Raw genomic sequence first — 26,982 nt, 5'->3', positions numbered from 1 at the left:
TTTTATCCTTTTATAAGTTAAAAACTAAAAGGATACAAATAGTAGTATCCCGTAAGGAATACAATCTTTTGTATCCCTTTACGGGTTAGCTCTTTTGAGCAACTACTCTGAAACACTCTACAATCTAATTATTTAGATTATAGACTATACCTTCGCAAACTTCTTTTGGTTTCTCACCTGGGCTACAAGACTTCTATCTTATAGTTTACAAACTTTTGCCCTTTTGGATGTATCTCTACTCCATTTGCCTTTTTGGCACAGCTTATTGCTCTCGCAACAAACTTATATCTATTATTATTATAGATAATTCAAAAAATGAATACTATTAATTTACAATTTTATTGTTTATATATTCCTTAAGTTATATAAAATTATTTAAATCTTATCAAAAACACATTTAAACTACTTATTATTATTTTAAGCTGCTAATACAGTCCTAAAAAAAGTACTTTATTTAAATAAATATTATTAATAATTGTTTTTATATATTAAGTATTATTTAAGTACTCTAACAATAATATTATAATATTCATTATTGAATAGACTTAAAATCATCTAAAAAATGATTTATTGTAAATAATTTTCTTTGGAAATTATGTTTAATGACCTGCAGAGCAATCAGGTATAAAAAGCTCTATAAAATCAAAAAGGAAAAAATATGGCAGAAAAAATTAAAAAATCTCAAAATGAGAATTTAAAAACTAATAACTCAACAAATATGGTTGAATTATTACATCATATTGAAGACAAATTAAAAATTAAAAATACTGAATCTTTAATTTTAATTGAGAAAGCATTAGAATATGTTAGTAAAGTAGAAAATAAAAAAAGTAAGAAAAGTAGAGAAACTGAAACTATTTCTAAATTGATAGAAATTGCATCTATTGAAACTTCGAAAGAAAATGTTAGAAAAGATATAAATACTACAATAAATAGTATTTCACATATAACAAACTTCTTTTTAACAAAAACAAAAGACTTTACTTCTCAAAGAAACAAAGAAAGAGGAATTAAAGTAATCGGTAAAGCAGTTTATGAAATTACAAATTCGCCAGAAACACCATTTTTTGTTGTTCCAGGAAGTTCAAATAATCAAAGAAAACTTATCTTTGCTGCAACATCAATTGAAGGCATTATGTCAGATATATCTAAAACAATTAGCAACTCAGTATTAACAAATAGTTCAAAGGATGCTTTTTCACTTATAACTGAAAAAGTTGGTTCTTTACATACAAATATTATTGATGCTACAGATAAACTTGATAAAACTATTGAGGAATGCTTCAAAATTGGTATCGGACCTAAAAACGAAATTTTTAAATTCGTTGAGGGAAAAGTTTCAGAAAAAGAAGATGAAATTAAAAATTTAATTGAGAGTGGTAAGTCTCTAGATGAAATTTCAGTTCAATGTGAACTTTATAAAAATCATTTAGAAAAAATTATTAAATCAAATAAATATATTGATACTATTCTTTTAAATAAGAAAGAGGATATTTTAGAGAAAGTTGCTGCAGAAAAAACTAATGAAGAAATTTTTGAAAATCTTAATATATCTGAAGATTTTCTAAAATTAACAACACTTACTATTTTAATAAATACATGGAAAAAAGAGCAAAAAGTTAAATCAAATTCTAATGAACAAAAAACTGCTTAATTTCAAACTCCCTTAATAGGGAGTTTGGAGAATTATTTTACAAGACTTTTAATTATTTCTCTGTACTTATCATTAATTTCCTTAATATTTTCCCTTACAATATTTGTATATAATAGTTCTTGTATTTCTTTGTTTTCTACTTTTATATGGTTAATTCTCTTTTCTATTAATATTTCGATAATATTTTTTTTGAATCTTATATAATCTTCAACATTGTCAATATTCTTCCATCCATCAGATAATGCAATAGAGAAGGGTAAAAAATCTAAAATTGAATATGAGCTTTCTCCTTCTCTATCTGTTAATTCTTTTATATATATAAGAGAAGTGATAGGATTTTCTACTCGATAATTTGAAGTTGTAATAATTTTAATTTTTGAAGCAGGAACTCCCTCTTCATTTTGGATTATTTCTTTTTGTACTATACACATTCTCTTTTCATCATACTCTATACCTTTTTGTATAAATAACCTATTATTATCTTCCAAGATTTTTATCAATTCTGCTTCAGCTTCTACTGCTTTATCTGCTTCATCTTTCCATTCATTTATATATTTTCCATCATATAAAACAATATCTAATGAATTAAAAGTTTTTTCTATATGTTTTGCAAAACCTAATAAATTATCAATTTTCTCATTTGTAAAATAGAATAATCTTGATGCAATATAATATGCAGTCTTATCTACACCAAATTTTGTTTTCTTATCTATACTTATCTTTTTTGTTATTCTAAAGCTAATTCCTTCAACTTCTCGATTTTTTGCATTATTCTGTCTATGCTCAATTAATTCTATATTTAAATAAGTATATTCATTTATATCTTTTATTGATGGAAGCAATACTCTTCGTTTAAAATCTCTATATTCTTTAAATTGTGTACCAAATTTTTTTTGAATTTGCTCAAAAGTAAAATAATTAAACTTTGAAATATGTTGAACTTTTTCTATAGATTTTATTAAAATATCAAGCCTATAAGAATATGATGAAGTAAAATTATTTCTATCTTTTCTATTTGTTGCAGTATAATCTCTTCCTAAGCCTAATACAGAAGACAAATAAGATTTATTTATATCAAATTTTATTCCAAGTATATGTTTTCTTTTATTTTTTATATCACTTTGAGCATATTCAGAAATTGTATTATATTTTTTTCCCATATCTTCATCTAAAATAAGTGATATTCTTGGTATAGTTGAAACTTTTGTTAATTCATAAGTTATTTGTGAAAAATCTTCATTTATTACAGGAAGTTTATATTCATAACTAGCTTTACTCTGTACTTCATCGAGCATATTAAGAGCATTACCAATTCTTTCTGCACTTTTTATTCCTGTCATTTTTATAAATTTGTCAAAGTCTATTTGAAATGTCAAATCAATATTTTTTTCAATATAATCCCTTATATACTGAGCAATTGCAATTTCTTGTTTTTCTTCAATTTTATCTTTTTCTTTTTTTGTAACATCATCAGTAACAATAAGCTTATATTTATTAAAACGAGGTAATAAATTTTTAATAGCATTTTCTCTTAAATTATCATAATCAAATTCTTTTGCCAAACTTGATTGTTGAAAAATTTGAACACAAGCATCAGCTATTTTTTCATCATTCGTAGTAGTTGTTTTTTTATAAAAAACTGTACCATCACGTCTAACTACTTTTTTCTTTTCAATCTTATAATCTGCTTGTGCTTGTGATCTAGGAAATCTAATTTCTCCTATTTGTGATTTAGAATTAATATCTAAATTATTATTACCACTCATATTAATACCTACTTTTGTTAATTATTTTATTTAATACCTACTTTTGTAATATCATTTTTAAAGTGATACTAACTTTTGTTATAAATCAATTAAAAGATTATAAAACATTTGAACTTAAACGTGACTACAAATTGTAATACTTTTAAGGTATTCACGACTTACTTTTGCACAAAAATGTACTTTTTAGTGTTAGTGATACCTTGTTTTGCTACAATTTTTTCAATATGAAACTAACTTTTGTAGTCTATTTTACGAGTGAGACTAACTTTTGCTGTATTTTTGTTAAAAATGTACATTTTTGAGACTTTTTATTTGAAGATTATTAAATTTTTCTTTTTAAATACTTATTTATAACAATACTTGTCACAACAAAAACTAAAATATCCCATTTATAACAACACTTGTCACAACAAACTTCAATACTTGTCACAACAAACTTCAATACTTGTCTCAGAAAACTACAACACTTGTCACAACAAACTACAATACTTGTCTCAGAAAACTACAACACTTGTCACAACAAGGCTAGACAAATTCCCATTTGTTGGTTTCTAGATATAGATTACATATAGTATAATAGTAATAAATTGTTATATTTTGTAATAATAGTAATAATAAAAAAATTAAATCAATAACAACACTTGTCACAACAAAGTTAATTTAAATACATATTTATTTAATTTCGTAAATTGTTTTGAAACAAGTAAAAATCTTAAAAAACAAAAAAAGAATTTAAATCAAAAAATTCATTATCTTCTTTATTTGGTAAATACTAGTAAAAATTAATTTTAATAAAATTTTAGTTATTGATTCATTTCAGATAAAAAATTCATACTTTCATACAACGCAGCACATATACCATCTAAAAAACTTTGATTATAATAATATGTATATCTTATATTATTTTTTTGTGTTTTTAATATATCATAAAGATTATAATGCTTTAAATTAATTTTTTTATTCTTTATATAAATGATAAGTTTTTTTAAATATAAAAAACCTTTATATTTTCCTTTATAATAATCTGTATCTTTATGATTCTTCACATTTAAAAGAATATCAATACATTTTTCAATACTATATTTTTCAATCAACAATATGTCATTATAATCCAAATACTTATTCATTTTTATATTATACTTTAATATAATTTATTTATTAAAAATCTTACAGATTGAAATATAAATAATCATTGTCCCAAAATGGGACAATAGTTATTGATATAATATTACTTTCTGCTTTTATTGATACTCATAAAAAAGATAGTGTTATTGCTAGAGGAAATTAAAATACTTGGAACTTTTATGAAAAATTCGTGGAATAGGGGGGAGGGAAATAATAAAAATTTTAGTTTTATCTTGCTTCTTTTACTTTATTAAAAAGTTCTTCTTTTGAAAATAATTGGTTTATTGGAAATGTATTCTTCCCGTCAAAAACATGAATTTTTAATTTATTATGTACTTGTTCTATTTTATTAATAGCATATTTTGTTTCAAAATTATTTATTAAAACTTTAATTTTTTTCATATAAAATAAATCATTTAAAGTTGGTTCTTTCTTTACTCCAATATATTTTCTATTTTCTTGTTTATATAAGTACTCCCAAATTTTTGTTTCCTGTTTAAAATCAATTGGATTGTTTGTTAAATCGTTTATAATTCTTTTATCTCTTAGATAAAAAGAAATTTCTGGATTAAATCCAGGAACACAATTGCATAAGAATTTATTTGGACTATCTTTAAGTATTTTACTAATAAAAGTATTTTTAAATTTATTTAATTTTGCACTTAATCTATTATCTTTATCATATTTTTCTGATAATAAAGATAGTACATATATTAAATTATCAATATCTATATCAGATTCTAATGAATTTCTTTTTTCAATTAATATATTTGTGATTTCAATAAGTCTATTTAATTTATTTTCAAATTTTTTATTTATTGTAAGTAGTTTACCTTTTTGTATATCTATAATATTTATTCTATCTATTCCTACCTCTTCATTTATCAAAATACTAAGTACTTTTTTCTTTTGTTTTTTATTTTCTATAAAAAAAGTATTATTATCTATAGATATTAGAGTATATAAGTTCTGAAAAATTATATCTTTATCTGTAATTTCAATCTCTTTTACTTCATAGTTAAAGTTATTTTTTTTACAAATCCATATAATTTCTTCTAAAGCTTCATTTGAGATTTCTTCATTATTGCTATAGTCTCTTTTCATATTATCAAAAATAAGACCTAATTCTATTAATATATTTTTATGCCTATATAGTTCTTTTTGTTCAGGAATAGTAATTTTATTATATATATATTTGGTTTTCATTTCTTACCTGCTAAATTAGTTATTTTAAGTATTTTATCCAATTTAGTAAGTGAAAAATATTAAAGAATAAAGAATGTTTTTTCTCATTTTAGTAATTTTCAAATTTTTCTCATAAAAGTAATAATTTATTAACCTCATCCACATTATCATTTACAGTATTTATATCGAGTTAAAATAAAAATATAAAGTAGAGAAATTATAAAAATAATTTCTCTACGGCTGATATTGCTCTTTTATTAATTGGACCTAATTCATTTTTAATCAATTCTTTTAATGTAGGTAAGCTTGATAAAATCTCAATAATAGATACACTGTCAAGTTCTTTTTCTATCCAATTTTTTAAATTCGATAAATCTTTTTTTGTGAAAATTATTCCAAATTTTAATGTATCAAAATAAGAAAAATTATGTTTCTCTATTATTTCAGAAAATTTAATATTTAAATTATCATTAGTAATTAAAAGTTTGTTTTTTTCTAAATCAAGCAAAATTGCATAAAATAGAATTATCATTCTTTCAGAATCCCCATTTGCAAGTTCTCTTAGCTTTTCTAAGAATTCTATATTTTTCTTTCTTTGAATTTTAACTTTTATTTTTTTTAGAGTTAATTCCTCAGATAAAAACTTATCAAGTATACTTTGTAATTCTCTTTCGTTAGAATTTTCTAATGATATTTTTTTAGCTTTAAAATATTTTTCATCTAATGTAAATAAATTAATTGTGGCAGGATTAAGTAAAAAGTCAAAACTAATATTACTATCTTTATTTTGAGTTGAAATAATTAATTTTTCAAGAAAAGCACCAACTGAATTTCTTCTTTTAAGATTATTAAGTGCATTTGGAGCTATTTCTAAGTAAGTAGCTAGATCTTTATCTGTTCTTAATTTTTTTAAAAATTTTATTTTTTCAATAAGTTCTGAGACACTAATTGCAATTTCTTTCATAAAATTCCTTTGTATAAGCATTTTATTATATTCATATTGTGTATAATACACTATTTTACCATAAATAAAATAAAAGGATAAAAATGCAACTTATTCAAGATAAGTTAGCTAAAATTAAACTAAAATTATAAAGAGGTTGTTTTATGATAGAAGATGATGTACAAGAAAAATATTGGGTGTACTTGGATGAAAATGAAGCTTACACAGATGATAAAAAGATTTCGTATCTAAAAAATCTCATATCATTAAATAACACCTTTTATGATGCTTATATATCATTAAAAGATATTTATTTTGAATTGAGAATGAATAAAGAAGCTTACATAATTATCTTAGAGGGTTATAACTGCTTAATGAAACATGAATTTAATTACAAACTCCCTTCAACTCTTGATTATTATGAATTAAATAATCGGCATATCTTTAGACTTCTATATAATTATGCAGATACTTTATGGTTTTTTGAAAATAAGGTTGAAGCACTTAAAATCTTTAAAAAACTTCTCAGGATGCATCCTGACGACAATATAGGTGCAAGATATGCAGTTTGTGGGATTTTAGAAGGTTATGAATATACAAATCAACTTTGGAATGAACAAGACCAAAATATTGAAAAATGGTTCAAAGAAAATATGAAAAAACATCTTAAAACAAAAGGTTTTGGATGGATGAAATCATATTGTACAAATAAAGTTAGATAGTATGGATATAATAAAACAACTACAAGAAATGATAAACAGCATTGACCATAATACTTCTATGGGTGAATGTTATATGGGTTTAGACAATCTAATAGAAAGAGTTAAGGAATCAATTGTAAGAACAAATATTGATAAATTAACAATTGAAAATGATTTATTTTATTGTCACGAAGAGGAATCTATATATTTTTTTCAGCAGCTTAAAGGTCAAGTTTATAATGAATTGCTTTATAGATATATATTTTCCATAAAAAACAAAAAAACACTTTTTAAAAAATTAGTAGATCAATGCTTGATTAAAGAGCTAACATTCTTCATACAAGATAGAAAACAAACTTTTTTTGATATGGGTAAACTGCTTAAGCTTATGATTGATAATGGCTTTGAGATAGAAGAAAGAGAGTATATAAAGTTCAATAATATAATAACTGAATATGATCCAATTAAATATAGAAATTTTTCTTTTAAAACAGTACAGAACTTTAAAAAATGGCTTTCACATTATATTCCTTGCAGTATAGATGATATTTTGGTTAAAAAACAAAAAGATAAATATATTGTTGAAAGTAGATATTTAATATCAATACCATATACACCTGTTTCTATCAAAAGATTAGATATTGAATTAAATAGAATTGATACCAGGTTTCACAAGTGGGAAAAGATATATGAAATCTCAAATTATAAAGAAAAAAAACTTGCAAGTATAAATAATGAGTTAAAAAGATTAAATAAAATATTAGAGCTAAAATGAAAAAAGCAGAATTAGAACAATTTAACGATAAATCAAAAGTTTTTTATTTTGGATTAAAAATCATTTAGCAAAAAATCTATTCATTAAAACTTAATAGAGGCTATACTCCTGATAAAGATAAAGTAAATAAGGATACTAAGTACTTCGATAGAGAAAAATATTATGATTTAATTTTTATTAATTCAAATACAGATATAGAACTTAAGGCTAATGCTAACAAGGTTGCATTGGGTATGGGGTTAAGAAATTATAGTTATCTTTTTACGAATGTGTTATAAGTGATAAAAAAAATCTTAGTCTCAAGAAGATAGATACTAATTATATAAACGCTTATGCAAGAAAGAACAAATAACTTTTTAGAACCTGATGTTTTTGCAAAGTTTATTGGAGAGATAAAAAACTATAAAACAAATCATCCCAATCCTTTTTTAAGAAAGCTTATTCACAAGTTCTTTTGTTTCGGTGGACTAAGAGCAGAAGAAATGCAGCATATAAAACATGAAGATATCTCTTTCAAAACAATGGAACAAAAAAAGTATATGCAAATATATGTTTTAGGAAAGGGTAACAAAGAACGATTTGTTTATATTTTATTTAATAACAAGCATTAAAAAATTAATAAAATATTTTAAACTCTTTAAAAGATGGTATTCGGCTTTTTACTTGACTTATATTTATTTTTTTATTATACTTTTACTCAAAGGCGTTATGAAGTCTTGCCCTAGTCAATGGCAAAGTTGATGGACACTCATTATTAAACAAAAAACTAAATAATACTCACATTGAAACTTCTTATATATTTAAAAAGAACAATGTGGTGAGACTAGCAACTACTTAATAGTTTGAAAATAAATATAACAATTGGAGAAAACAATGAAAAGAGTACTTCTTACACACAAAGACTACCCTGAAAATTTTAATAAGTTAGCTAAATATATTAGCAAGAATTGGAATAACAAGTTACCATTAGAAAAATCAAGACAATTACTAGCTACATGGTTAGGATATAACTCTATTTTTGAATTAGAAAAATCTTTTGTAAAAACAATACCAGGTTTAGTTGATATTAATAGTTTAATGAGATTAATTAATGAAAAAATGTCTAAGAGTTATAAAGATGAACTTTTTCAAGAAGGATTTGGGTATTGCTATGTAAATGATAAATGGTCTAATTATGAAACTTCATCATTTAGTAAAATTCCATTTTATTTGATTGAATCACTTGATAAGTCAAAACAAAACAATTTCTTAGGTGTTTATGAAAAAGTTGCAGAGAAATATCCTTTGTTTATTGAGAACTATAGATTTAGTGGTTATTATGGTTTGTTTGCACCAAATGCAGATGCAATTTCAACTATTGAAGGAACAATGGGATTAGATAAAACAATGCAGCTTAAATTCTTTTTAGATGATTATGAATGTTTTCCATTTGGAAGCGGGGATAATCATATTTCAGTTCTTTCAAATATCCAAGAAAGAGTAAATAAATATTTTGATGAAGAAGGTAATTGGAAAATTGAAGTTTTTGATCCATCTATTGAATGGGATGAAGATGAAGAACCTAAGCCTTTATTGTATTTTGAAGTATGGAATATTCTTTTAGAATGGTTTAAAGAACTTGATGAATGGTACATAATTGATAGTAAAAAAAATGAAAAGCATTGGCTATTCAAAGAATTAGATAGAGCTATTAAAGAATTAAAAGAGAATGATTATAAAAAAATAGAAAAGAATATTAAAGAAAAAGAATTTTCAAGTCATGAAGATTATAAAAAAGTGCCTATCTCTTATTGGCTTGAAGAGATGCATTCAATCCCAAATTTAGAATTGCATAAATTACAGAATGAACTCCGTAATAATCCAAGATTAAATTTAAAGACTGTTGATATAAGAGAAGAAACAGAGTATAAAGATTGTAATGGGAACATCATCAAAGATGAAGATAAGCTCTTTAAAAATGGAAACTATTATAGAGTTGAGAAAAGTCCTATTTCAAATAACTACTATATTTATAATGAAAATGATTTAAATGAAATTTTTGAATTAAGTGATGTATCTACTAGTGATTTAATGATTGTTCCAAAAGGAACTTTTTTTGCTACCCAAAGTATTGAGGATTTGGATAGTAGTAGCTTAACTAATTATTCATCTGTTGGTTTAACAGTATTGAAATCAATACAAACAGCAAATGAGTTAAAAGTTTAAATTTTTCAATCCTTAATTAATACTATAGAGAGAGTTTAGACAATTTCTTGTCTTTACTCTACAATTTTTTTTAAAAAATCTTTATTTTTATCAATAATTACTGAAATTTTATCATTATTTTCATTAATAGAACTGATAATTCTTTTTTCTTTTAATTCATTTAAACTTTTATATATTTCATTTTGATTAATTCTTCTTTTTGGCAATAGATTATTGATATTTACTTTTATGTTTTTTGTAGTTCCTGATTTTTTTATAATATCTGTAATGGTATCTAATATTTTTTTATCATTATCAATTTTATCAGAACTTGAATCCATATCTATTAAATCTCGTGTTTTATTAATGATAAAATCATCAAAATAATAAGCATATTCATTTTTAGAAATAATTTCTTTAAAAACTGATTTAGGGATTTTTGGCATAATTTCTTCTACCTTATCCCAAAGTTTATAAAGTTTAATTATTTCTTTTGAATCAAATTCCAAATTAGGATTAGGGATATCATAATCAATTGCTTGTAAAGGACTTCCACCTAAATATAATGAAGATAATACATAAGCAATATGTTTATCAGTACATTCATCTTTATCGCCAATTTCATAGGCATAGTTAATAGCTCTATTAATTATTTTTTCACACTCCAATATAGAAAATTCGCCATTTTCATCTAAATGAGTTATATTTGCATTTACTTTTATTACTTCATCAAGATCTCTTTCAAACTCAATTTCTGTAAATATATCAAATATATTAATTTTTGAGAAACTTCTACCATTTAAGAAAAGTTCATTTTTAGAAAACTCATTAAAATAATTAAAATCTATTTCATATTCTTTTTTTAACATTTGGATATAATCCTTATCAGTACTTACAATAATTAAAAGTGGAATAGGATTTTTTAATTTTTTATGTTCTTCAATTAGGTTAAATACATTTTTAGATAGTTTATTCCAATAAGAATGAAATTTTTTAGTGTACGCTCTATAACAATCAAACCCCAATTCTTTAGCAAAATCTTCTCTTGCGTGACCTAGTTTTTTGAAAGAACCATTTTCATAATTTCTTTTTGAAATTAATTTAAATTTTTCTAAAGTTAGTGGGATTTTGAATCTTCTTTCAAATTCATTAAATTGTTCTGTTTGTTCTTTTTCCATAAGTATATCTCCTTAATATGGATTAATGACTTTTAAGTTAAACCTACTTCCGTTCGTTAGCAGCAAAAGTCATATAACCATAAGGCGACAATTACTGTTGATTAAATTCAGTTTTAGCCATACCTTAAAAAGGTGAACGGGGGTGGTACTGAAAAAGACCAAATTAATTATATCTAAATTAGCATTAAAAAATATATTAAATAAATAACTTTTTCTACATATTTATGGTATAAAATCTAATTTTAAATAATTCTAAATTATTTAGATTTAATATTGACAAATTAATATTTTATCTATATGTTTACTATTTTGATAGCTACATAAAATACTTATAAAGACCTTTAAATAATAGATATAATGTTAATTACTGTACTTGACATACTTTTTATAAAAGTGTATAATACAGTAATTAAACATTGTCAAGGATTAACATGAGCTTATCGGATTTATCAAGAGCTAGAAAAGAATACAAGTGCTATGATTGCAATAAGCCTATCTCTAAAGGAGATAAATATATTAGGTTATCAAGAGGAGACAACTATGTTCAAGTTCGTGGAGCATGGAATCAAAACAATCCATATTTCAAAGAACAACATCCAGTTTGTAAAGAGTGTTATTTAAGAGAAAATCCTATTGTTGAAGCAACTTCATTTGAAAAGGGCAAATATTATAGTTATCTTTGGGATGATGATAAGTTTAACAGTGATGAAGATAAAAATTGTATTATTGCAACAAGAACTGTATTTGTAGAGGATATTTATGCAATAAACAAAACTACTGAAAAAGAAAAGAAAATCAAGTGTGACAAGGATTATATTGGTAGTAAAAAATTTGATTTAGAATATGAATTAGATGCAACTACGATTTGCCTTAATACATACAGAGGAAACTTTTTTGAGGTTACAGATAAAGATATTATTAGGCAATCAAAAGAGATTAAAGAAGAACAAGAAAAAGAGTTAGACTATTGGTCTGACTTAGCAGAAGCACAAGCAGTTTGATAAGGGTTTAGCTATGCCTAAAGCAAGAAAAGAATATGAATGTTTTGAATGTAAAAAAACAATCAATATTGGTGAGGAATATGAAAGAAGAATGAGGTATGAAACACCAAATGATTATAAGTTTGGTGGAACTCAATCAGGTATTCAAAAATGTATTTGTCTAAAATGTATTTCAGAAAACAGATACTCTTATATTGATGAAAAATTTAATAAAATACAGACTGATAAATCAATTATTAAATTTGGTTCAGAATACGGAAGAAAATGGACTGAACTAGCTAATGATTATATGATTTTTATATATTCCAAAATAAAAGATGGTAAACATAGAGTAGAAATAGAGAGAGAATACAATAGAAGATTATTAAATTCTTTGCCTTGTGAAATCACACCTTTAGATGCAACACAAAGAGAAGACAAAATCGAACAATTAAGACAAGTGTATATTAAAAATGAAAATGCAGAATATAAATCTTTAACTTTGCATATGGAGAAATGTTACAAACAAATAGCAGAAAATAAAACTGTAAGCTATAAAAGAATGGGTGTCGATAGATTTTTTTGTTGGTATATTGATAACAATGATAATACTTATATTGAAACTAAAACTATCATTGCATTATATAAAAGAGGACTTTTGAAGCCAATTAAATTTACTGATGATTTACTTGACTTTAGACCTACAAAATATGAGGTAATTGAAAAAGATATTGTACCAAAAAAGACAAAGAGATTAACAAAAAGAGCCATTAATGATTGGGCTAAAGAGAATAACTTTGGGATTAGAGAAAACATAGTTTGGAAAACAACATGGCAAGATGCTGATGTAATAAAACTTGGGTATGAATTTACTTTTGCAACTTCTTTGGATAAAAATAGGTGTGGATATAGTATTTATTGCTATGGAACACTTAACGATATTAAAAAATACAACTCTTTAGAACTTGTTAAAATAATTAGAGAAGAGATTCATAAAATAGAAAAAGACACTAATGATTATGCTTATGACTTACATAGTGAGGTCTTTAAAGATAAATATGCAATAACCGATATTTCATATAGTGAAGGGTATGGTTTTGGTGGCAGAATATATACTCCTTTTTACGAAAAAAATGTAATAGATTTTAAAAATAGTAAATATTAAAGGATTAAAATGTTCAATAATAGAAAAATAGTATGTTTGTGTGGTTCTACTAAATTTAAAGAAGCTTTTGAAAAGGCAAATAAAGAAGAAACAGCAAAAGGCAATATTGTTCTAACGGTAGCTATGTTTGGTCATTTAGAGGGTTTAGATATGGACAGTCAAATGAAGAAAACTTTTGATGAAGTTCATTTTGATAAAATTTTACTATGTGATGAAGTCTTAGTTTTAAATGTAAATGGATATATCGGAGATTCAACTAAAAATGAGATTGAATTTGCAATTAAAAACAACAAGATTATTAGATATTTAGAAGTGGTTACCTTAACGAACTCTAATTATGAAGATAGTCTATATGATTTAGGTTTGTTGTCACAACTAAATAAAGTCATACAAGACAATCAAGATATGATAGAAACAATAGATGAGAATGAAATTGTATTGTCATTCCTACCTATTACTTACAAAAATGAGTTTGAAATTAAAATTACTGATTCAAATTGGGTAATAAAAGTTGCTGAATTAAACAATGATGGACTAAAACATCTAATAGAGTTTTTACATCTATATAGTCAAGACAAAAGACAAAAAGAAAATCTAGAGAAGTATTAAAATGATAATATAAAGATTGAAGATATAGACAATGCGACAATATTAAATAAGAACAAGGGCATAAAATGAACTTAGAACAAATTATAAATAGTAGCAATTCAGATGAAGAAATAGATAATAAATGTATAGAAACATTTATAAATGATGTTCAATCAAATTTTGAATCTTTTTTAAAATTCCCTTTATATAAATATTTTGTAAGTTATTCAACTGGTATTGGTTACATAGAAGCACATATTGGAATGCAAAATAAACTGGCTAAAGCAAGACAAAAAGGTCGTGGTGGATGGTGGAGAGAAGACTGTTCAATTGAATTGCTATATAAACTTTTAGAAGAGCATGAAACCAAAAGAAATGATGGTAATGATATTGATTTATGTAATTTCTCTATGTTTATTTATTTTAAAGAGTTTAAAAAATAGTTATGTCAATCTCTATTTACTCAATGAAAATCAGCAAACTGTCAATTATTGATACAAATAACAATGCACATTTATTTAATATTGATGAAAAAGTATCTCTTAGGGAATCAGAAATTAAATTCACTAAAACTCTTTATCCTTATGTAGTTTTATTTGATTCAAATATGGAGTTAATCAAAGAAGCAAATGACTATCTTCTCACAAAACTTTCAAGAGGTCAAGAGATTAATACTGCTTTGTCAAAAGGCTATGATTTAAAACACTTTTATACTTTCTTAAAAATTGAAGAGTTAAGTTTTGCAGATATAAAACCATTACATATAAATGATTTCATTGCTTACTTGATGTACCCTGATTATAAAAAACAACAATCATTAAAAGTTACTTCAAAAAGAACTGGTAAAACTATTAATAGGATTGTTTCAACGGTAAGAGACTTTTATAGACATTTGGAATATTACTATGGCTTGGATAACCCTTTTGAGCATGAAGCAATTGCAATTAAAATGCCAATGAATCAAAGAGAGGGATTATTTGCACATTTGGGTAGAGGTCAAATAACTAAGTCAATATTTAAAGTAAAAGAAAGTAGTAAAAATATTAAGGTCTTAACTCATCATGAGTTTGAAACGCTTAATGAGTATTTTAAAAATGAAAGAGATAGATTGATATTTAAATTTATGTTTTTTACTGGTGCAAGAATTGGTGAAGCTTTATCTTTAAAAATTCAAGATATAAAAACTATGAATTCAAGCAAGAAAGTTCAAACAATAGAATTATCAAAACCCTTAGAAAATGAGAGTCATAGAAGAAGATTGAAAACTGGAACTAGAAAGCTTTATGTTCCAAATAAAATATATTATGAATTAAATAATTACTATGATGGAAAATGGAGTGATATTTGGGATGAAACAGAGTTTGAACACGATTACTTTTTCATAAGTGAGAGTAAAGCAAATTTAGGAAGCCCAATTTCCTATGCAACAATTTATAAAAAGTTCAAAGAAGCAAAAGAAGCAACTGGAATAGATTTTACACCTCATGACCTAAGACACACTTTTGCTACAAATTTAGCAAGGAATAAAGTTGATATAACAACAATACAAAGCCTTTTAGGACATAAAAACCCTTCAACTTGTAGTATTTATATCCAATTAGCTAAAGAGCAAGATATAGCAAAAGAATTAGAAAAGATTTTTGTCAATATGGAATATGGATTAAGTGATGTATGATAAATTAGAAATCAATAGAAATAAAAAACTAATAGTTATTATAGAAGAAAACATAAGGTATCAAATCAATTATAAAAGAGTACCTTTGTTCCTAACTTTTTTCTATATTGAATTTATAAAAATTATGCTAAAAAAAAGAGGTGCAAATAGCACTAGGCATTTAAATACTCATATTGTTAGATTTTGGGATTTTTGTAAAGAGCAAAATATTAATAGTTTTGATGGTTTCAATCCTCAAATTACTAATTATTTCATTGCATATTTAAATACTTCTTTAACTAAAATTGGTGGGAATAAACCTTTAAAACAAAACACTAAAAGAGCTTGTTATCAAGCAGTATATTTATTTTTTGAATATTCTAAGTTTTTTTATGCAGATGATTTTAAAAGTTTGAATTATTTTAATGGAGAACCTTTTGATGTTGGAGAAATATTAACAGAATCAATACCTGAGCCAATATTAAAAGATATTAAAATAAATTTATTATCTTATCATGATATATATGTAAGAACTTATATCTTAATAGCTTTAAATTATGGTATGAGATATAGTGAAATAATTGGACTTACTGATAAATGTTTAATAAAAAATGATTTAGGTAAGCATAAATATGATTTACACTTCAAAACAAGCAAAGGCAATAGGTATAGAACTATATACTCAATTAACAATACTATCACAAAAGAGATTCAGAAACTAATTGAGTATTCAAAAGAAGTAAGAAAAAAATTCAATCTTGATAAAATATTTGCTAAAGCTTCTATTCATTCAAAATATGGCTTTGTAGTTTATAATAATACTGTAATGAATAGAAAAATAAATAAATATCTAAAAGAGAATAATATCAAACACCCAAGTGGAGAAGATTTTAAAATAACTTCACATATGTTTAGAAGAACCATACCTGAAATGTATTCAAAAAAAGGTGTTGATGTTTATGTTGCAAAAGAAGTTTTAGGTCATAAAAACATTGCAACTACTCAAAAGTATTACGATAGAACAAATGAGTATGAATATGAAAAGTCAATGGGGTTAGCTATTGAGAAGATTTCAGTATTTAAAAATATTGAAGAGATTGAAATATCAGCAGTAAAAGAGAACCCTGAAAAGTTTAGAATAATTGAAGAGGGTTATTGTACTAATAGTGATACAGTTAATTCCAGTAAGATATGCCCTCATTTAATAGGTCGTGGGAATTGTTATGGTTGCCCTAGCATGGTTACTACTCCTGATTATTTACCATTTTTTTATAATCAACTAAAAATAGAAAAGAACAATCTTGATAATGTTTATGAGTTTGGTCTTGATGTAGCTAGACATTATGAGTGGAAGATAGGAATAATTAAAGAGATAATCAATAAACTTGAAGGACTTTCAAATGGAAGCTAAACAAATTTATTTTAAGCAAAGACATAAAAATAAAATGCTTTTAGAAGGATTGTCATATTCAAATAATCCTGACTATAAGACTCTTAAATGTGGGAATATTGATTTTAATGAAGATTATTGGGATTTATCGGATTTTACTCCAAGAGAACTAGATATAAAATATTGCAATATCGTATTTTATGGGATTAAAAGTAGAATATTTAAAAATACAATAAAGCAATACGCATGGTACTTAATTGGGAACACAACATCAAAGAATAAATTTCAATCAATTCCAAATAAAATATCTACACTCATTAGCAGTTTAGTACCTTTCATGGAAGAATATAAAATTAGTTCTTTGAAAAGATTTAATAAAAAACACTTTGAAAAATATCTAAAATATTTAGAAGAGAATAAAAAAGAAAACCGAAGAAAAAGACCGTATTCTCCAAAAACATTATGTAAAAAAGCAATTCTCTTACAAGATTTAGCAGAAGTTGCTATCAAATATGATTGGGATGATGCACCTGATGAACTATTGCTTTATAGTCAAAATATGTATGAATATTGGGATGTTAAAAAAGCTATCAAAAAAACAAAAGAAGTAAATAAATCTATACCTAATGAAGTTTTAGACCAAATAAAAATTGCACTAACAAAAGAATCTGATTATGTTGTTTGGGAATATGGAATAATGAAAGATATGAAATTCTCAACTAAAAATACTTTAACCTGGGCTAGACATAATTGGGTTAGGCTTGTAAACCCAAGATGGAGAGTTAAGTCAATTGATTTACTTGATTTAAATATTGAAAAATATATAACTATGGTTTTACTGTCAACTGGATTAAGAATTTCAGAGGTGCTTACTTTAAAAATTGATTCTGCATGGATTGAAGATAGCTATTTTGGAAAAACATATTATCTAAATAGAATCTCTTCTAAAACAGAAAAAGAACCTACAAAAAGAAGAATTTTAATAAACAAAGAAACTTTTGAGTTGATACAAGATGTGATAAAAAAATATAGCCATATTAGAAACAATAATAAATATCTTTTTGTTAGAAAAAATAGAAATCTTTCAGCAAAATATAGTAATGTTGCTTCAAGGGTTTCAGTGAGTGACTATACGAGTGCTTTAAAAAAGTTTATAAAAAAACATAATATTACGCACCTCAATAAAGATGGAATAGAAGAACTATACCCTTTGCACCCTCATCAATTTAGACACACTTTTGCACAACAGTTAATTAATGATGGAGTGCCAATTAGAATAATTAAAAGGCATTATTCTCATGTAAGTATTGATATGACAATTCACTATGCTAAAGTGAAAGAAGAAACACTAGAAAAAGATTATATTAAAACTTATATTGATGCAGATAGTATTTATACTAATGGTAGTATAGGTAATGATTTTAAACAAATGATTGATACTGTTAGAACAGTAAAAGACATGGATGAAGTTATAGGCACTTTATCTAAAAGATTTGGCATAAATCCTCTTCCAATGGGTATGTGTTTAAAAGACTTTAAAAAAGGTCATTGTGATAATACTGGCTCAGAGGGTTGTTATTATATTGGTTGTACTGATTTTGTGACAAATGATAGTTTTCTCACTAACTTTAAAAGGCAAAAAGAGTTAATAGATAATGAGATTGAGAGGACAAAAGATAATAAATTTGCCAAAATGAATTTTCATGTAAATAAAAGAAAAAGAGACAAGTTGGAACAAATTATAAATAGACTGGAAATAGATAAGATATATAAAGAGGTTGATAATAATGCAAAATAATAAGATTAAAAAAAGAGTAAAAAATGAAGGTCTTAAGAGACAAGAAGAACAAAGAAAAGAAGATACTAAAAATAAGATTTTAGAAGCAATAGAAAAATTAAAAAAGAAAAAAGAAAAAATTAACTTTAGTAGAATCTCTAACGAATCTGGAATATCAAGAAATACATTATATACTTATAGAGATTTTATAGGAGAACACACTACAATAACAGTTAATAAATCTAATGAAGTGCAAGAACTAGAACATAAAATAAAAGAGTTGAATCAAAAAAATAAAGTTCTTAGTTCTGAAAATAGAGACTTAAAAGATAGTAATAGTAAATTGGTTGAGCAAATTATGGCTTTAAAAGAGTATATAAAAACATTAGAGTAAATAATAAGGAAAAATAATGACTACAATTCAAATAATTACAGCAGAAATGGAAGATAAATATATTAGGATAATGATAGAGGAATTAATTGAGAATCAACTATATAGAGGTTATTACTCTTTTAAAAACAAAAATATGAATTCAAAATCTTATTATAGTGCATTTGAATTATTAGATAAAGATTTTACATCAGCAAGTGATACCTTGGGATTTTTTATGAGACATAAAAATATTTTAAGTGTTTCAAATGAAATTTCATCACTTTTAACAAGTGAGCAAATAAAACAAATTACAAATTGTGAAAATTTAAAAGAAAGTTAATATATGTACTTGACATTGTACTATACATAAGATATAATACTCTATGTACTTAACATAGTTGAGTAAACATAATTATCTGTAAAATAAATTTATAAATAAAAAATAAGCATATATAATATGCTATAAAGTTGATTGGATAAATTATGAGTGAAATTAAATTGCCTGATAGTCTAAAAGAAGTTAAAAAGAAAGATTTAAAAGAATCAGCTAGAAGAATTGCAAACTGTTCAATATCTAATGAAGTTCAATTAACTATAAGTTATGATAGGGATGATTACATTTTTTTTAATTGGGGAACAGATCAATTTAGTCTTGAAAATAATGCTTGTTTAAGTATGATAGGTACATTAGAATTTCATAAGAAAATTACTAATGAAATAATTGAAAGAATAAAACAATATTCTATTGAGAATATGAAATAAAGGCTATTAATGGCAAATCAAAGAATTAAAAAAGATTGTAATGGTTGCAAAGCAGTTAGTAGTAATGGTTGCGGTTTAGGATATAAAACCAAAGATAAAATTGTAAAAGGTTTTGAGGGATTAAGTGCAGGTAAAATTCCTATGGAAATATGCCCTAAACCTAGAACAAATAATAGATATATTGAATTAATCAATATGCAGTAAAGTTGATTGGAGTAAATTATGAGTGAAATTAAATTGCCTGATAGTCTAAAAGAAGTTAAAAAGAAAGATTTAAAAGAATCAGCTAGAAGAATTGCAAACTGTTCAATATCTAATGAAGTTCAATTAACTATAAGTTATGATAGGGATGATTACATTTTTTTTAATTGGGGAACAGATCAATTTAGTCTTGAAAATAATGCTTGTTTAAGTATGATAGGTACATTAGAATTTCATAAGAAAATTACTAATGAAATAATTGAAAGAATAAAACAATATTCTATTGAGAATATGAAATAAAGGACTACCTATGAAGCTTTATACATTTTTAAATGAGAATGATGAAATATTAGAGGAAGTAAGAGCAGAAAATCACGATGAAGCAGTTGCAAAACTTACTAATAGTGAAGCTCAAAGTTTAGAAAGTGAGTTGCCATTTGGTTGTGATTTTTATTCTTCTGATATTGAAGAATAATATACTGTAAAGGTTTAACTTATGACTTATGAGATTTTAGAATACAATCAAGATGAAAATATTGATGAAACATACAACCATGATGTTAATCATCCAATATTTTACAATATGACTATGCTAAAAAACTATATTAAGAGAACGGGTGTATATGGTAAAGTATTTGAGTATGATGATACTGAATGGGCTGAATATCATAATGCAGATGATAATGATTATAGCGTTGAAATACCTGAGCCAATGGGTGAATATATAACAAGTGAATTAGTGGAGTAATATATTATGGTAATACAAGCATTAAGAGGTGTAAAAGGTACAGAAATATTTTATGTTGCTGTATTTGCTAAAAGTGATTTAAACAATATATCTAATATAGAATTAGTTGGTAATAAAAATATATTAAAAGTTCCATTTGAAACTGAGGGCAAATGGAATGAAGTAGAACTTGAATTAGATGAAAAATCTTATTTTAGAAGTGGATTTTTAACAATAGAAAATTTTGAGAAATCAGAACTTTTATTATGTGATGATATTTCAAAAATGAATGATAATGATACTATTTCAGTTGAAATAATTAAAGAAAGAAAAACTGCATAACTATATATGCAGTAAAGTTGAAAGGTTTAATATGAAAAAAACAGAAGCAAAAAAGATAGCACAACTTTATATCGCTTCACAACTTTTATTAAGGGATGGGTTTCAGAGTGAGAATTTAACTAGAGAAGAATCTTATAAAGTAGATGATGAAATAAAAAAAATTGCAAACAATTTAATTAAAAACTTCAATCTTGAATCACTCCCCGTAACAAGTAATGAATGCGTTGAATTTGTTCAACAAAATATGAAATAAAGATAAAGGGTTAAAGGTTAAAAATGTTTGAAGATAAATATTCTCTGAAAACAAAAGAAGTAAGGAAAATTGGTAAGTCTTTTTACAAAGATGGAAACAAATTAGGAAGAAGAAAAACTGGTTTAGCTCTTTTTGAAAAAGCTGGTAGAGAAGTAAGAAAATATAATATGCAATATCCTGATATGGATATGAAATAAAGGTTTAAGTTATGACTAAATTTAAATTACCTGATAGTCTTAAAGACATAAAAACAGGAGTATAAATTATTACGAGTGATTTAGAAAAATCTAAAGAAATTTATAAAAAAGTATATTACAACACAGAAGAAAAGGATTTTAGATGACAGAAAAAAACATAATTTTTATTGTGTCAGGATTTTTATCATTTTTAATATTTTTGCAAATTGATAATATTTCATCCTTTTTGCAAGCATTTGATTTTTTTAAAGAATATTATTATCAATGCAATGTCACTAATTTTAATAACTTAAGTGTAGTAGATACCAGTCAAAATGTAATTTTTTGCAAAAATCTAAGAACAATACCAATTATAACTATATTTTTGGTTGTTTTTGGAGTAATTTATATTATTATCAGTAAAGTTATGAGTTTAAAATGGGAGCAATTACGCAAAGAGAGATAGAAAATATTTCAATTAATCTTTTTAAGAAGATGGGATTAGTTGCTGATAATAATACACCTACGCATACATTTAAGGCTAAAGACTATGTTTATTGCTTTGATGAAGAGATAGGGCATATTCTAATTGGTAGAGTTGGATATCTTCCTGTTGGTTGGGATGCAAATAGCAGATGTGTAATTGCTATGGTTGAAGATAAATCTCAATTTGATCTAAAATTAGCAAATTAGACTATTTGAGTTTATACAGTAAAGAGAGTATTGGAAATTCAATAGAGATATACATAAAGGAGTTTTGATGATTATAGATTTAGGTTTGATATTCGCAATCGGATCAACCTTATTGGTGATTAATTTATTTTTAAAAATGATTATAAATTCTAATATTTTTAAAGAGCCTTATCAAGAGTTTAACTTAACAATAGGTTGTAATTTAGGAATAAATTTTAACTCTAATACAGAATATCTAAAATCAAAATGGGGTGAAAGGTTCAAAAGAATTACCCTAGATGGTATATAAAACATCTAGTAAAAATGGATAAATTATGAAAATCAACATTGGTAATTATTTGGCGGATATTGTTAAAGAAAATACGGCTACTGCAATATTTTTAAGGGACAAGCCAAAAAGAAAAAAATATTTATTTAAAAGAAAAAGAAAAAAGATTAAAAATAAATCAGCACAATTTTAGTACTGCAAAAGGATAAGCTTTGGCACTTACTAAAAAACTTTTTAGAACAATTGAGGAAGTATGGATTAATAGAAAAAGTGAACTAAAAAAGCATTCTATCTTCAAAAAAGACAATAAAATTAATTAATGATTCTATTGCTGAAAGTGAAAAAGATTTAGAAAAAATAAGAAATAAATAAAGACTAAGGAGTAGAAAATGATGAAAATTGATACTAAGAATAAAGAATTGTTAATAAAGACTTTAGCAATAATCTTATTAATTGTATCAACACCATACTATATGATATTGCTACCAAAAGTATTTTTAGGTTTCGCTGCAATATATAGTAGTCCTGATGATATGATTGCACATTCATCAATGATGATACTTGGTTTTGTGGCAGCAGTTGGTATGGCTTATAACTCATATAAAATGATTATAGAATGGAATAATAGTATTCTTGTTATTTTTAAAGAATCTATTTTTCTTCTTTTTTTACTCTTAATTTATATAAACACATTGGAAGAACCTACAGGAGTTATTATTGATTATTTAGAAAGTTTAATTTAGAAATGGGAAAATCTTAAATGGTTAAATTTAAAAGAGAAATCGAAAATTTGATTTTAAAAAGTATATCTAATAAGATTAGCTTGGAGATTAATAAATGCTGACTTACCTGTAGAAGGTAAAAATCAGCTACTATGCATTTTATCATTTTGTTAAAAATGCTATTAATAAAAAGTTATTTTTGTTTTGGGAATAAAGTTTTAGTATCAATCTTTTTATGTGAATAAATAATAATTGTAGTCATTTTTGATTCTATTTTTTTAATCAATTCATCATAATTGACAATTAAACTTTTACACTCATTTTCTTTTAAATTCATCTCTATAGACATCTCAAATTCTTTTTTAATTTGAGATGTGAAAGCTGGATTATTTTTAAATGAAACTACTTTATATCTTCTTACTAAATCTAATAAATATCTTTGATATGGTCGTTCTGACTTATCCAATTTTAGACTGTTTAACTCTTCATTATTATCTCTTACATATCTGAAAATATAGTATAAAAATAAAAGTGGTCTAAATGGAACATGCCCCTCTAATTTAATTGTTTTAAAAAATTTTCTTACAATTGAAAATTTTTGTTCATCTTCATTTGTAATTTGATCTATTACATGTTCAAAAAATATATCATTTAATTTTTTATTAAATTCATCAGGTGTTAAAATTAAATTAATATCTTTAATAAGTTCTTGATTTTGTATAGAAATATTATTATCATCTATATCTAGAAAAGCTGGCTCAACATCAAAAAAAATCCAATCCGGATTGATATGTAATTTCTCAATAAGATTTTTTAAAAAATTAAAGTCAGGTAAGCGTTCTCCATCTTCATATCTTGTAATTGTAGGCTGAGATACTTCTAATAATTCAGAAAATTGCTTTTTGTTCATATTATTAGCATTACGAATAAATTGAATTTTTTCATTAATTTCCATAGTAAACCCCTTGACAATTTATTAACCATTTGTTAAAATACTAACCGAATGGAAATTATAATACTGATTAATCATAAAATTTCCAAATTATACAAAAAAGGAGTTTAAATGCAACTTGTTGAAATTTTAAGTCATAGCAATAAAATCAAAACTGTTATCATTATTCAGCTTTTAATAACATGGATGAATTTTATAAAAATTATCAAATTTGGAATACGCATAATCATCAAAACTTGACGCATGGTATAGACACAACAATTGAAGAAGAAAGAAAAGTTTTTGAGCTAAAAGAAGAAATTAAAAAAATAGCTGAACAATTAGAAAAACAGTGCAAATATTATTAGTTACCCTCAAAATAAAATGCAAAAAATGTAATTATAAAAATAAATATTAACTCTATTATGTAAAAAATGTAATATAAATAATAAAATATTTGCACCTTTTTAAAAAATGTGCTATAATTTGTACTATATGTAATATTAAATAACTAAAATAAAGTTAATATGTAAAAAAGGTTATATTATGATTGAATTAATGACGCCATTAGATATTATGGAAGAGTTTACTGATATGATTGAATCTGAGAGAATCAAAAAGGGCAAAACTCAAGAGGATTTATATTTAGCTGCTGGTATGACTCAAAGAACATATGCAAATTTTATTAAAAAGAAAGATACTAAATTTTCTAATATTGTAAACCTTTTAATTGCACTTGATTTAACATCTAAGTTGGATATGCTTATTAAGCAAGAGTCATATGCTTCACTTGATGAGATTAGAGAGAAGAACAATAAGATTACGAGAAAAAGAGTTAGAAAGAATGGAGTTGACAAATGACAGAAATTGATGCATTTATTTATGATAAAAAAATAGGAACTATGATTGATGATGGTAATACTATTTGGTTTGAATATGATGATGACTTTAGAAAATATAAGCTTGAAATCTCACCTATTGGAATGCCATTAAGACTTACTTCTCCTTTTACGAATAAATCTTATCCAAGATTATTTCAAGGATTGCAAGGAGTTTTTTTTGACTCTTTGCCAGATAAACATGGTATGCCATTTATTGATAGATATTTTGAAAGACAAGGTAAAAGACCTTTTGAGGTTGGATTACTAGATAAACTTTCATTTATTGGTGATAGAGGAATGGGTGCAATTGAGTATAGACCTCAAGAGGAAGATGGAGAACATACGCAAGATGTTTCAATTGATGCAAAAGAGGCATATGAACAAATGAAGGAAGATTTGCAAAACGATGAGCCTTCTATTGAATCAATTATGAATATTAGAGATAGTGTATCTCCTATTGGTGGTGGAAGACCTAAGATGCTTGTTCAGTATAATTATAATACTGGTGAGATTAGATTAAATAAAAAAGAGCTTCATGATGGATATGAAAGAGCTATTATAAAATTTGATGACCTGTATGAAGGAATGGGAAGTGATGGAGCTACAAGATTAGAGTATGTTTGTATGTTTTTAGCAGGAAAAGCAGGAATTAATACAGCAGACTTTCATCTAATGGAAGATAGTGAAGCTAAGCATTTACTAGTTAAAAGATTTGATAGGGATAAAGAGGATAGAAAAATACATATGTGTACTGCATCTGGTTTAATGAATGTTGACATCACTATTCCACAAGTTATATCTTATGAACAATTGCTTATGCTTACAAGAAGCGTATGTAAATCTCAAGAAGATGTTGAAGAGATGTATAGAAGAATGATATTTAATATTTTAATATTCAACTTTGACGATCACGCTAAGAACTTTGCTTATTTAATGGATAAAGATGGAAATTGGAAAATATCGCCTGCATACGATATTACTTATTCAAAAGGTTTAGCAAAACAGCATACAACAACTGTTTCGGGTAAAGGTCTCAGGATAAAAAGGCATGAGGTTCTTGAAATTGCTGCAAGACAAACAATTAAAAATACAAAAGCTAAAATGATAATTGAAGATTGCATAAGAGCTGTTGTAGGTTTTAAAGAATTGGCATATGAGGTCGGATTAGATGAAGATGAAGTTGAAATGTGTTGGACTGATATAGTAAGTCAAATAGAGCTATTAAGAGGTTAATATGAAGCTGATTGAATTTGATTCTTCCTTAACGCACACTTGCGACTTTTATTGTGAGAGGTTCAAAAAAATAATCACTATCATTAAAATTTTACTAGTATAAAGGTTAGAATAAATGAAAAAAGAATTTTTAAACAATGAACTATTAAAAAAAGAGTTAATAATTACAGAGCTTAAAGCTAGATTAGAAATTGCAGAAAAAACTATTTCAAATCTTCATAGTACTAATTGTAATTGTGGTATATGTAAAAATAACAAATCAAAAATAAAGAAACAGAATTAAAATTTTATTAATAGATTAAATAGAGTTAAATTTGTATTTTTTAATTCAAAATTAAATTTTAATATATATTTA

The 26,982-nt window shown here is 24.7% G+C and carries 37 protein-coding genes; 31 read left to right on the top strand and 6 right to left on the bottom strand.

Translation table 11 applies throughout. From position 1 onward, the window contains the following. Positions 1-658: 658 nt before the first annotated feature. Entirely contained in the window at positions 659-1,654 is a 996-nt protein-coding gene (locus AMYT_RS14895) for a hypothetical protein (protein WP_114843409.1), read from the top strand. A gap of 32 nt (positions 1,655-1,686) precedes the next feature. Here AMYT_RS14895 and AMYT_RS14890 read toward each other — a convergent pair whose 3' ends face one another. The 4 genes from AMYT_RS14890 to AMYT_RS14875 form a co-directional block, all read right to left on the bottom strand. Further along, positions 1,687-3,420, bottom strand: coding sequence for a replication initiation protein (locus AMYT_RS14890; RefSeq protein ID WP_114843408.1), 1,734 nt, complete (start codon positions 3,418-3,420; stop codon positions 1,687-1,689). An 803-nt stretch (positions 3,421-4,223) separates the two neighbouring features. After that, positions 4,224-4,547: a hypothetical protein gene (locus AMYT_RS14885; protein ID WP_129085768.1), complete on the bottom strand. Its 324-nt coding sequence runs from the start codon at positions 4,545-4,547 to the stop codon at positions 4,224-4,226. Between the two features lie 226 nt (positions 4,548-4,773). After that, positions 4,774-5,751 (bottom strand): hypothetical protein, encoded by a 978-nt coding sequence (locus tag AMYT_RS14880; protein ID WP_114843406.1) that lies wholly within the window; start codon positions 5,749-5,751, stop codon positions 4,774-4,776. 196 nt (positions 5,752-5,947) lie between these two features. Then, entirely contained in the window at positions 5,948-6,694 is a 747-nt protein-coding gene (locus tag AMYT_RS14875; protein WP_114843405.1) for a hypothetical protein, read from the bottom strand. 143 nt (positions 6,695-6,837) lie between these two features. Here AMYT_RS14875 and AMYT_RS14870 point away from each other — a divergent pair, with 143 nt between their 5' ends. The 4 genes from AMYT_RS14870 to AMYT_RS14855 all read left to right on the top strand — a co-directional run bounded on the left by AMYT_RS14870 (position 6,838) and on the right by AMYT_RS14855 (position 10,354). Further along, positions 6,838-7,395, top strand: coding sequence for a hypothetical protein (locus AMYT_RS14870; RefSeq protein WP_114843404.1), 558 nt, complete (start codon positions 6,838-6,840; stop codon positions 7,393-7,395). Position 7,396: 1 nt separating this feature from the next. Continuing rightward, positions 7,397-8,149, top strand: a complete 753-nt coding sequence (locus tag AMYT_RS14865) for a hypothetical protein (protein ID WP_114843403.1) — start codon at positions 7,397-7,399, stop codon at positions 8,147-8,149. 332 nt (positions 8,150-8,481) lie between these two features. Then, complete coding sequence (locus tag AMYT_RS14860; RefSeq protein WP_114843402.1) at positions 8,482-8,760, top strand: site-specific integrase; 279 nt, start codon at positions 8,482-8,484, stop codon at positions 8,758-8,760. 262 nt (positions 8,761-9,022) lie between these two features. Further along, positions 9,023-10,354, top strand: coding sequence for a hypothetical protein (locus tag AMYT_RS14855; RefSeq protein WP_114843401.1), 1,332 nt, complete (start codon positions 9,023-9,025; stop codon positions 10,352-10,354). Between the two features lie 53 nt (positions 10,355-10,407). Here AMYT_RS14855 and AMYT_RS14850 read toward each other — a convergent pair whose 3' ends face one another. Then, a complete protein-coding gene (locus tag AMYT_RS14850; protein ID WP_114843400.1) occupies positions 10,408-11,511 on the bottom strand; it encodes a hypothetical protein in 1,104 nt (367 codons plus the stop codon). 431 nt (positions 11,512-11,942) lie between these two features. Between AMYT_RS14850 and AMYT_RS14845 the strand changes: the two genes are divergently transcribed. The 22 genes from AMYT_RS14845 (at position 11,943) to AMYT_RS14755 (ending at position 23,603) form a co-directional block, all read left to right on the top strand. Further along, on the top strand, positions 11,943-12,512 hold the full coding sequence (locus AMYT_RS14845) for a hypothetical protein (RefSeq protein WP_114843399.1): 570 nt from the start codon (positions 11,943-11,945) through the stop codon (positions 12,510-12,512). A gap of 13 nt (positions 12,513-12,525) precedes the next feature. Continuing rightward, on the top strand, positions 12,526-13,656 hold the full coding sequence (locus AMYT_RS14840; RefSeq protein ID WP_114843398.1) for a hypothetical protein: 1,131 nt from the start codon (positions 12,526-12,528) through the stop codon (positions 13,654-13,656). Between the two features lie 36 nt (positions 13,657-13,692). Further along, complete coding sequence (locus AMYT_RS15110; protein WP_196779648.1) at positions 13,693-14,265, top strand: AidA/PixA family protein; 573 nt, start codon at positions 13,693-13,695, stop codon at positions 14,263-14,265. 65 nt (positions 14,266-14,330) lie between these two features. Beyond that, on the top strand, positions 14,331-14,687 hold the full coding sequence (locus AMYT_RS14830) for a hypothetical protein (RefSeq protein ID WP_114843397.1): 357 nt from the start codon (positions 14,331-14,333) through the stop codon (positions 14,685-14,687). A gap of 2 nt (positions 14,688-14,689) precedes the next feature. Further along, entirely contained in the window at positions 14,690-15,919 is a 1,230-nt protein-coding gene (locus AMYT_RS14825; protein WP_114843396.1) for a tyrosine-type recombinase/integrase, read from the top strand. Continuing rightward, positions 15,912-17,309 (top strand): tyrosine-type recombinase/integrase, encoded by a 1,398-nt coding sequence (locus AMYT_RS14820; protein WP_114843395.1) that lies wholly within the window; start codon positions 15,912-15,914, stop codon positions 17,307-17,309. The genes AMYT_RS14825 and AMYT_RS14820 overlap by 8 nt, the downstream gene beginning before the upstream one ends. Continuing rightward, entirely contained in the window at positions 17,299-19,086 is a 1,788-nt protein-coding gene (locus AMYT_RS14815; protein WP_114843394.1) for a tyrosine-type recombinase/integrase, read from the top strand. The genes AMYT_RS14820 and AMYT_RS14815 overlap by 11 nt, the downstream gene beginning before the upstream one ends. Then, on the top strand, positions 19,076-19,459 hold the full coding sequence (locus AMYT_RS14810) for a DUF6262 family protein (protein WP_114843393.1): 384 nt from the start codon (positions 19,076-19,078) through the stop codon (positions 19,457-19,459). Before AMYT_RS14815 ends, AMYT_RS14810 begins: the two co-directional genes overlap by 11 nt. A 16-nt stretch (positions 19,460-19,475) precedes the next feature. Next, positions 19,476-19,778: a hypothetical protein gene (locus tag AMYT_RS14805; RefSeq protein WP_114843392.1), complete on the top strand. Its 303-nt coding sequence runs from the start codon at positions 19,476-19,478 to the stop codon at positions 19,776-19,778. 143 nt (positions 19,779-19,921) lie between these two features. After that, positions 19,922-20,200, top strand: coding sequence for a hypothetical protein (locus tag AMYT_RS14800; protein ID WP_114843390.1), 279 nt, complete (start codon positions 19,922-19,924; stop codon positions 20,198-20,200). A gap of 9 nt (positions 20,201-20,209) precedes the next feature. Then, a complete protein-coding gene (locus tag AMYT_RS14795; RefSeq protein ID WP_114843391.1) occupies positions 20,210-20,404 on the top strand; it encodes a hypothetical protein in 195 nt (64 codons plus the stop codon). Between the two features lie 18 nt (positions 20,405-20,422). Then, positions 20,423-20,701 (top strand): hypothetical protein, encoded by a 279-nt coding sequence (locus AMYT_RS14790; protein WP_114843390.1) that lies wholly within the window; start codon positions 20,423-20,425, stop codon positions 20,699-20,701. Between the two features lie 10 nt (positions 20,702-20,711). Then, positions 20,712-20,876 (top strand): hypothetical protein, encoded by a 165-nt coding sequence (locus AMYT_RS15045; protein WP_162919536.1) that lies wholly within the window; start codon positions 20,712-20,714, stop codon positions 20,874-20,876. A gap of 21 nt (positions 20,877-20,897) precedes the next feature. After that, positions 20,898-21,149, top strand: coding sequence for a hypothetical protein (locus tag AMYT_RS14785; protein WP_114843389.1), 252 nt, complete (start codon positions 20,898-20,900; stop codon positions 21,147-21,149). A 6-nt stretch (positions 21,150-21,155) separates the two neighbouring features. Next, entirely contained in the window at positions 21,156-21,470 is a 315-nt protein-coding gene (locus AMYT_RS14780) for a hypothetical protein (RefSeq protein WP_114843388.1), read from the top strand. A gap of 31 nt (positions 21,471-21,501) precedes the next feature. Next, positions 21,502-21,723: a hypothetical protein gene (locus AMYT_RS14775; RefSeq protein WP_114843387.1), complete on the top strand. Its 222-nt coding sequence runs from the start codon at positions 21,502-21,504 to the stop codon at positions 21,721-21,723. Between the two features lie 23 nt (positions 21,724-21,746). Beyond that, complete coding sequence (locus AMYT_RS15040) at positions 21,747-21,920, top strand: hypothetical protein (RefSeq protein WP_162919535.1); 174 nt, start codon at positions 21,747-21,749, stop codon at positions 21,918-21,920. 142 nt (positions 21,921-22,062) lie between these two features. Further along, positions 22,063-22,365 (top strand): hypothetical protein, encoded by a 303-nt coding sequence (locus AMYT_RS14770; RefSeq protein ID WP_114843386.1) that lies wholly within the window; start codon positions 22,063-22,065, stop codon positions 22,363-22,365. Beyond that, positions 22,338-22,592: a hypothetical protein gene (locus AMYT_RS14765; protein WP_114843385.1), complete on the top strand. Its 255-nt coding sequence runs from the start codon at positions 22,338-22,340 to the stop codon at positions 22,590-22,592. Before AMYT_RS14770 ends, AMYT_RS14765 begins: the two co-directional genes overlap by 28 nt. Positions 22,593-22,659: 67 nt before the next feature. Beyond that, positions 22,660-22,881, top strand: coding sequence for a hypothetical protein (locus AMYT_RS14760; protein WP_114843384.1), 222 nt, complete (start codon positions 22,660-22,662; stop codon positions 22,879-22,881). A gap of 25 nt (positions 22,882-22,906) precedes the next feature. Further along, positions 22,907-23,053 carry a hypothetical protein gene (locus AMYT_RS15035; RefSeq protein ID WP_162919534.1) on the top strand — a complete coding sequence of 49 codons (147 nt, stop codon included), beginning with the start codon at positions 22,907-22,909 and terminating at the stop codon, positions 23,051-23,053. 196 nt (positions 23,054-23,249) lie between these two features. Continuing rightward, complete coding sequence (locus AMYT_RS14755) at positions 23,250-23,603, top strand: hypothetical protein (RefSeq protein ID WP_114843383.1); 354 nt, start codon at positions 23,250-23,252, stop codon at positions 23,601-23,603. 172 nt (positions 23,604-23,775) lie between these two features. Here the strand turns inward: AMYT_RS14755 and AMYT_RS14750 are convergent, their stop codons facing one another. Further along, on the bottom strand, positions 23,776-24,537 hold the full coding sequence (locus tag AMYT_RS14750) for a helix-turn-helix domain-containing protein (RefSeq protein ID WP_114843382.1): 762 nt from the start codon (positions 24,535-24,537) through the stop codon (positions 23,776-23,778). Between the two features lie 179 nt (positions 24,538-24,716). On the opposite strand from AMYT_RS14750, the gene AMYT_RS15030 reads away from it, so the two are divergent. The 4 genes from AMYT_RS15030 to AMYT_RS15025 all read left to right on the top strand — a co-directional run bounded on the left by AMYT_RS15030 (position 24,717) and on the right by AMYT_RS15025 (position 26,910). Continuing rightward, a complete protein-coding gene (locus AMYT_RS15030; protein WP_162919533.1) occupies positions 24,717-24,881 on the top strand; it encodes a hypothetical protein in 165 nt (54 codons plus the stop codon). 178 nt (positions 24,882-25,059) lie between these two features. After that, complete coding sequence (locus AMYT_RS14745; RefSeq protein ID WP_114843381.1) at positions 25,060-25,374, top strand: helix-turn-helix domain-containing protein; 315 nt, start codon at positions 25,060-25,062, stop codon at positions 25,372-25,374. Further along, complete coding sequence (locus AMYT_RS14740) at positions 25,371-26,627, top strand: type II toxin-antitoxin system HipA family toxin (RefSeq protein ID WP_114843380.1); 1,257 nt, start codon at positions 25,371-25,373, stop codon at positions 26,625-26,627. The genes AMYT_RS14745 and AMYT_RS14740 overlap by 4 nt, the downstream gene beginning before the upstream one ends. A 115-nt stretch (positions 26,628-26,742) precedes the next feature. Next, positions 26,743-26,910, top strand: coding sequence for a hypothetical protein (locus AMYT_RS15025; RefSeq protein WP_162919532.1), 168 nt, complete (start codon positions 26,743-26,745; stop codon positions 26,908-26,910). Positions 26,911-26,982: the final 72 nt, after the last annotated feature.

It is taken from the genome of Malaciobacter mytili LMG 24559 (genome assembly GCF_003346775.1).
Classification (GTDB): domain Bacteria; phylum Campylobacterota; class Campylobacteria; order Campylobacterales; family Arcobacteraceae; genus Malaciobacter; species Malaciobacter mytili.
The sequence above is the reverse complement of the archived record's forward strand: the minus strand, read 5'-3'. Positions and strand labels throughout refer to the sequence as shown.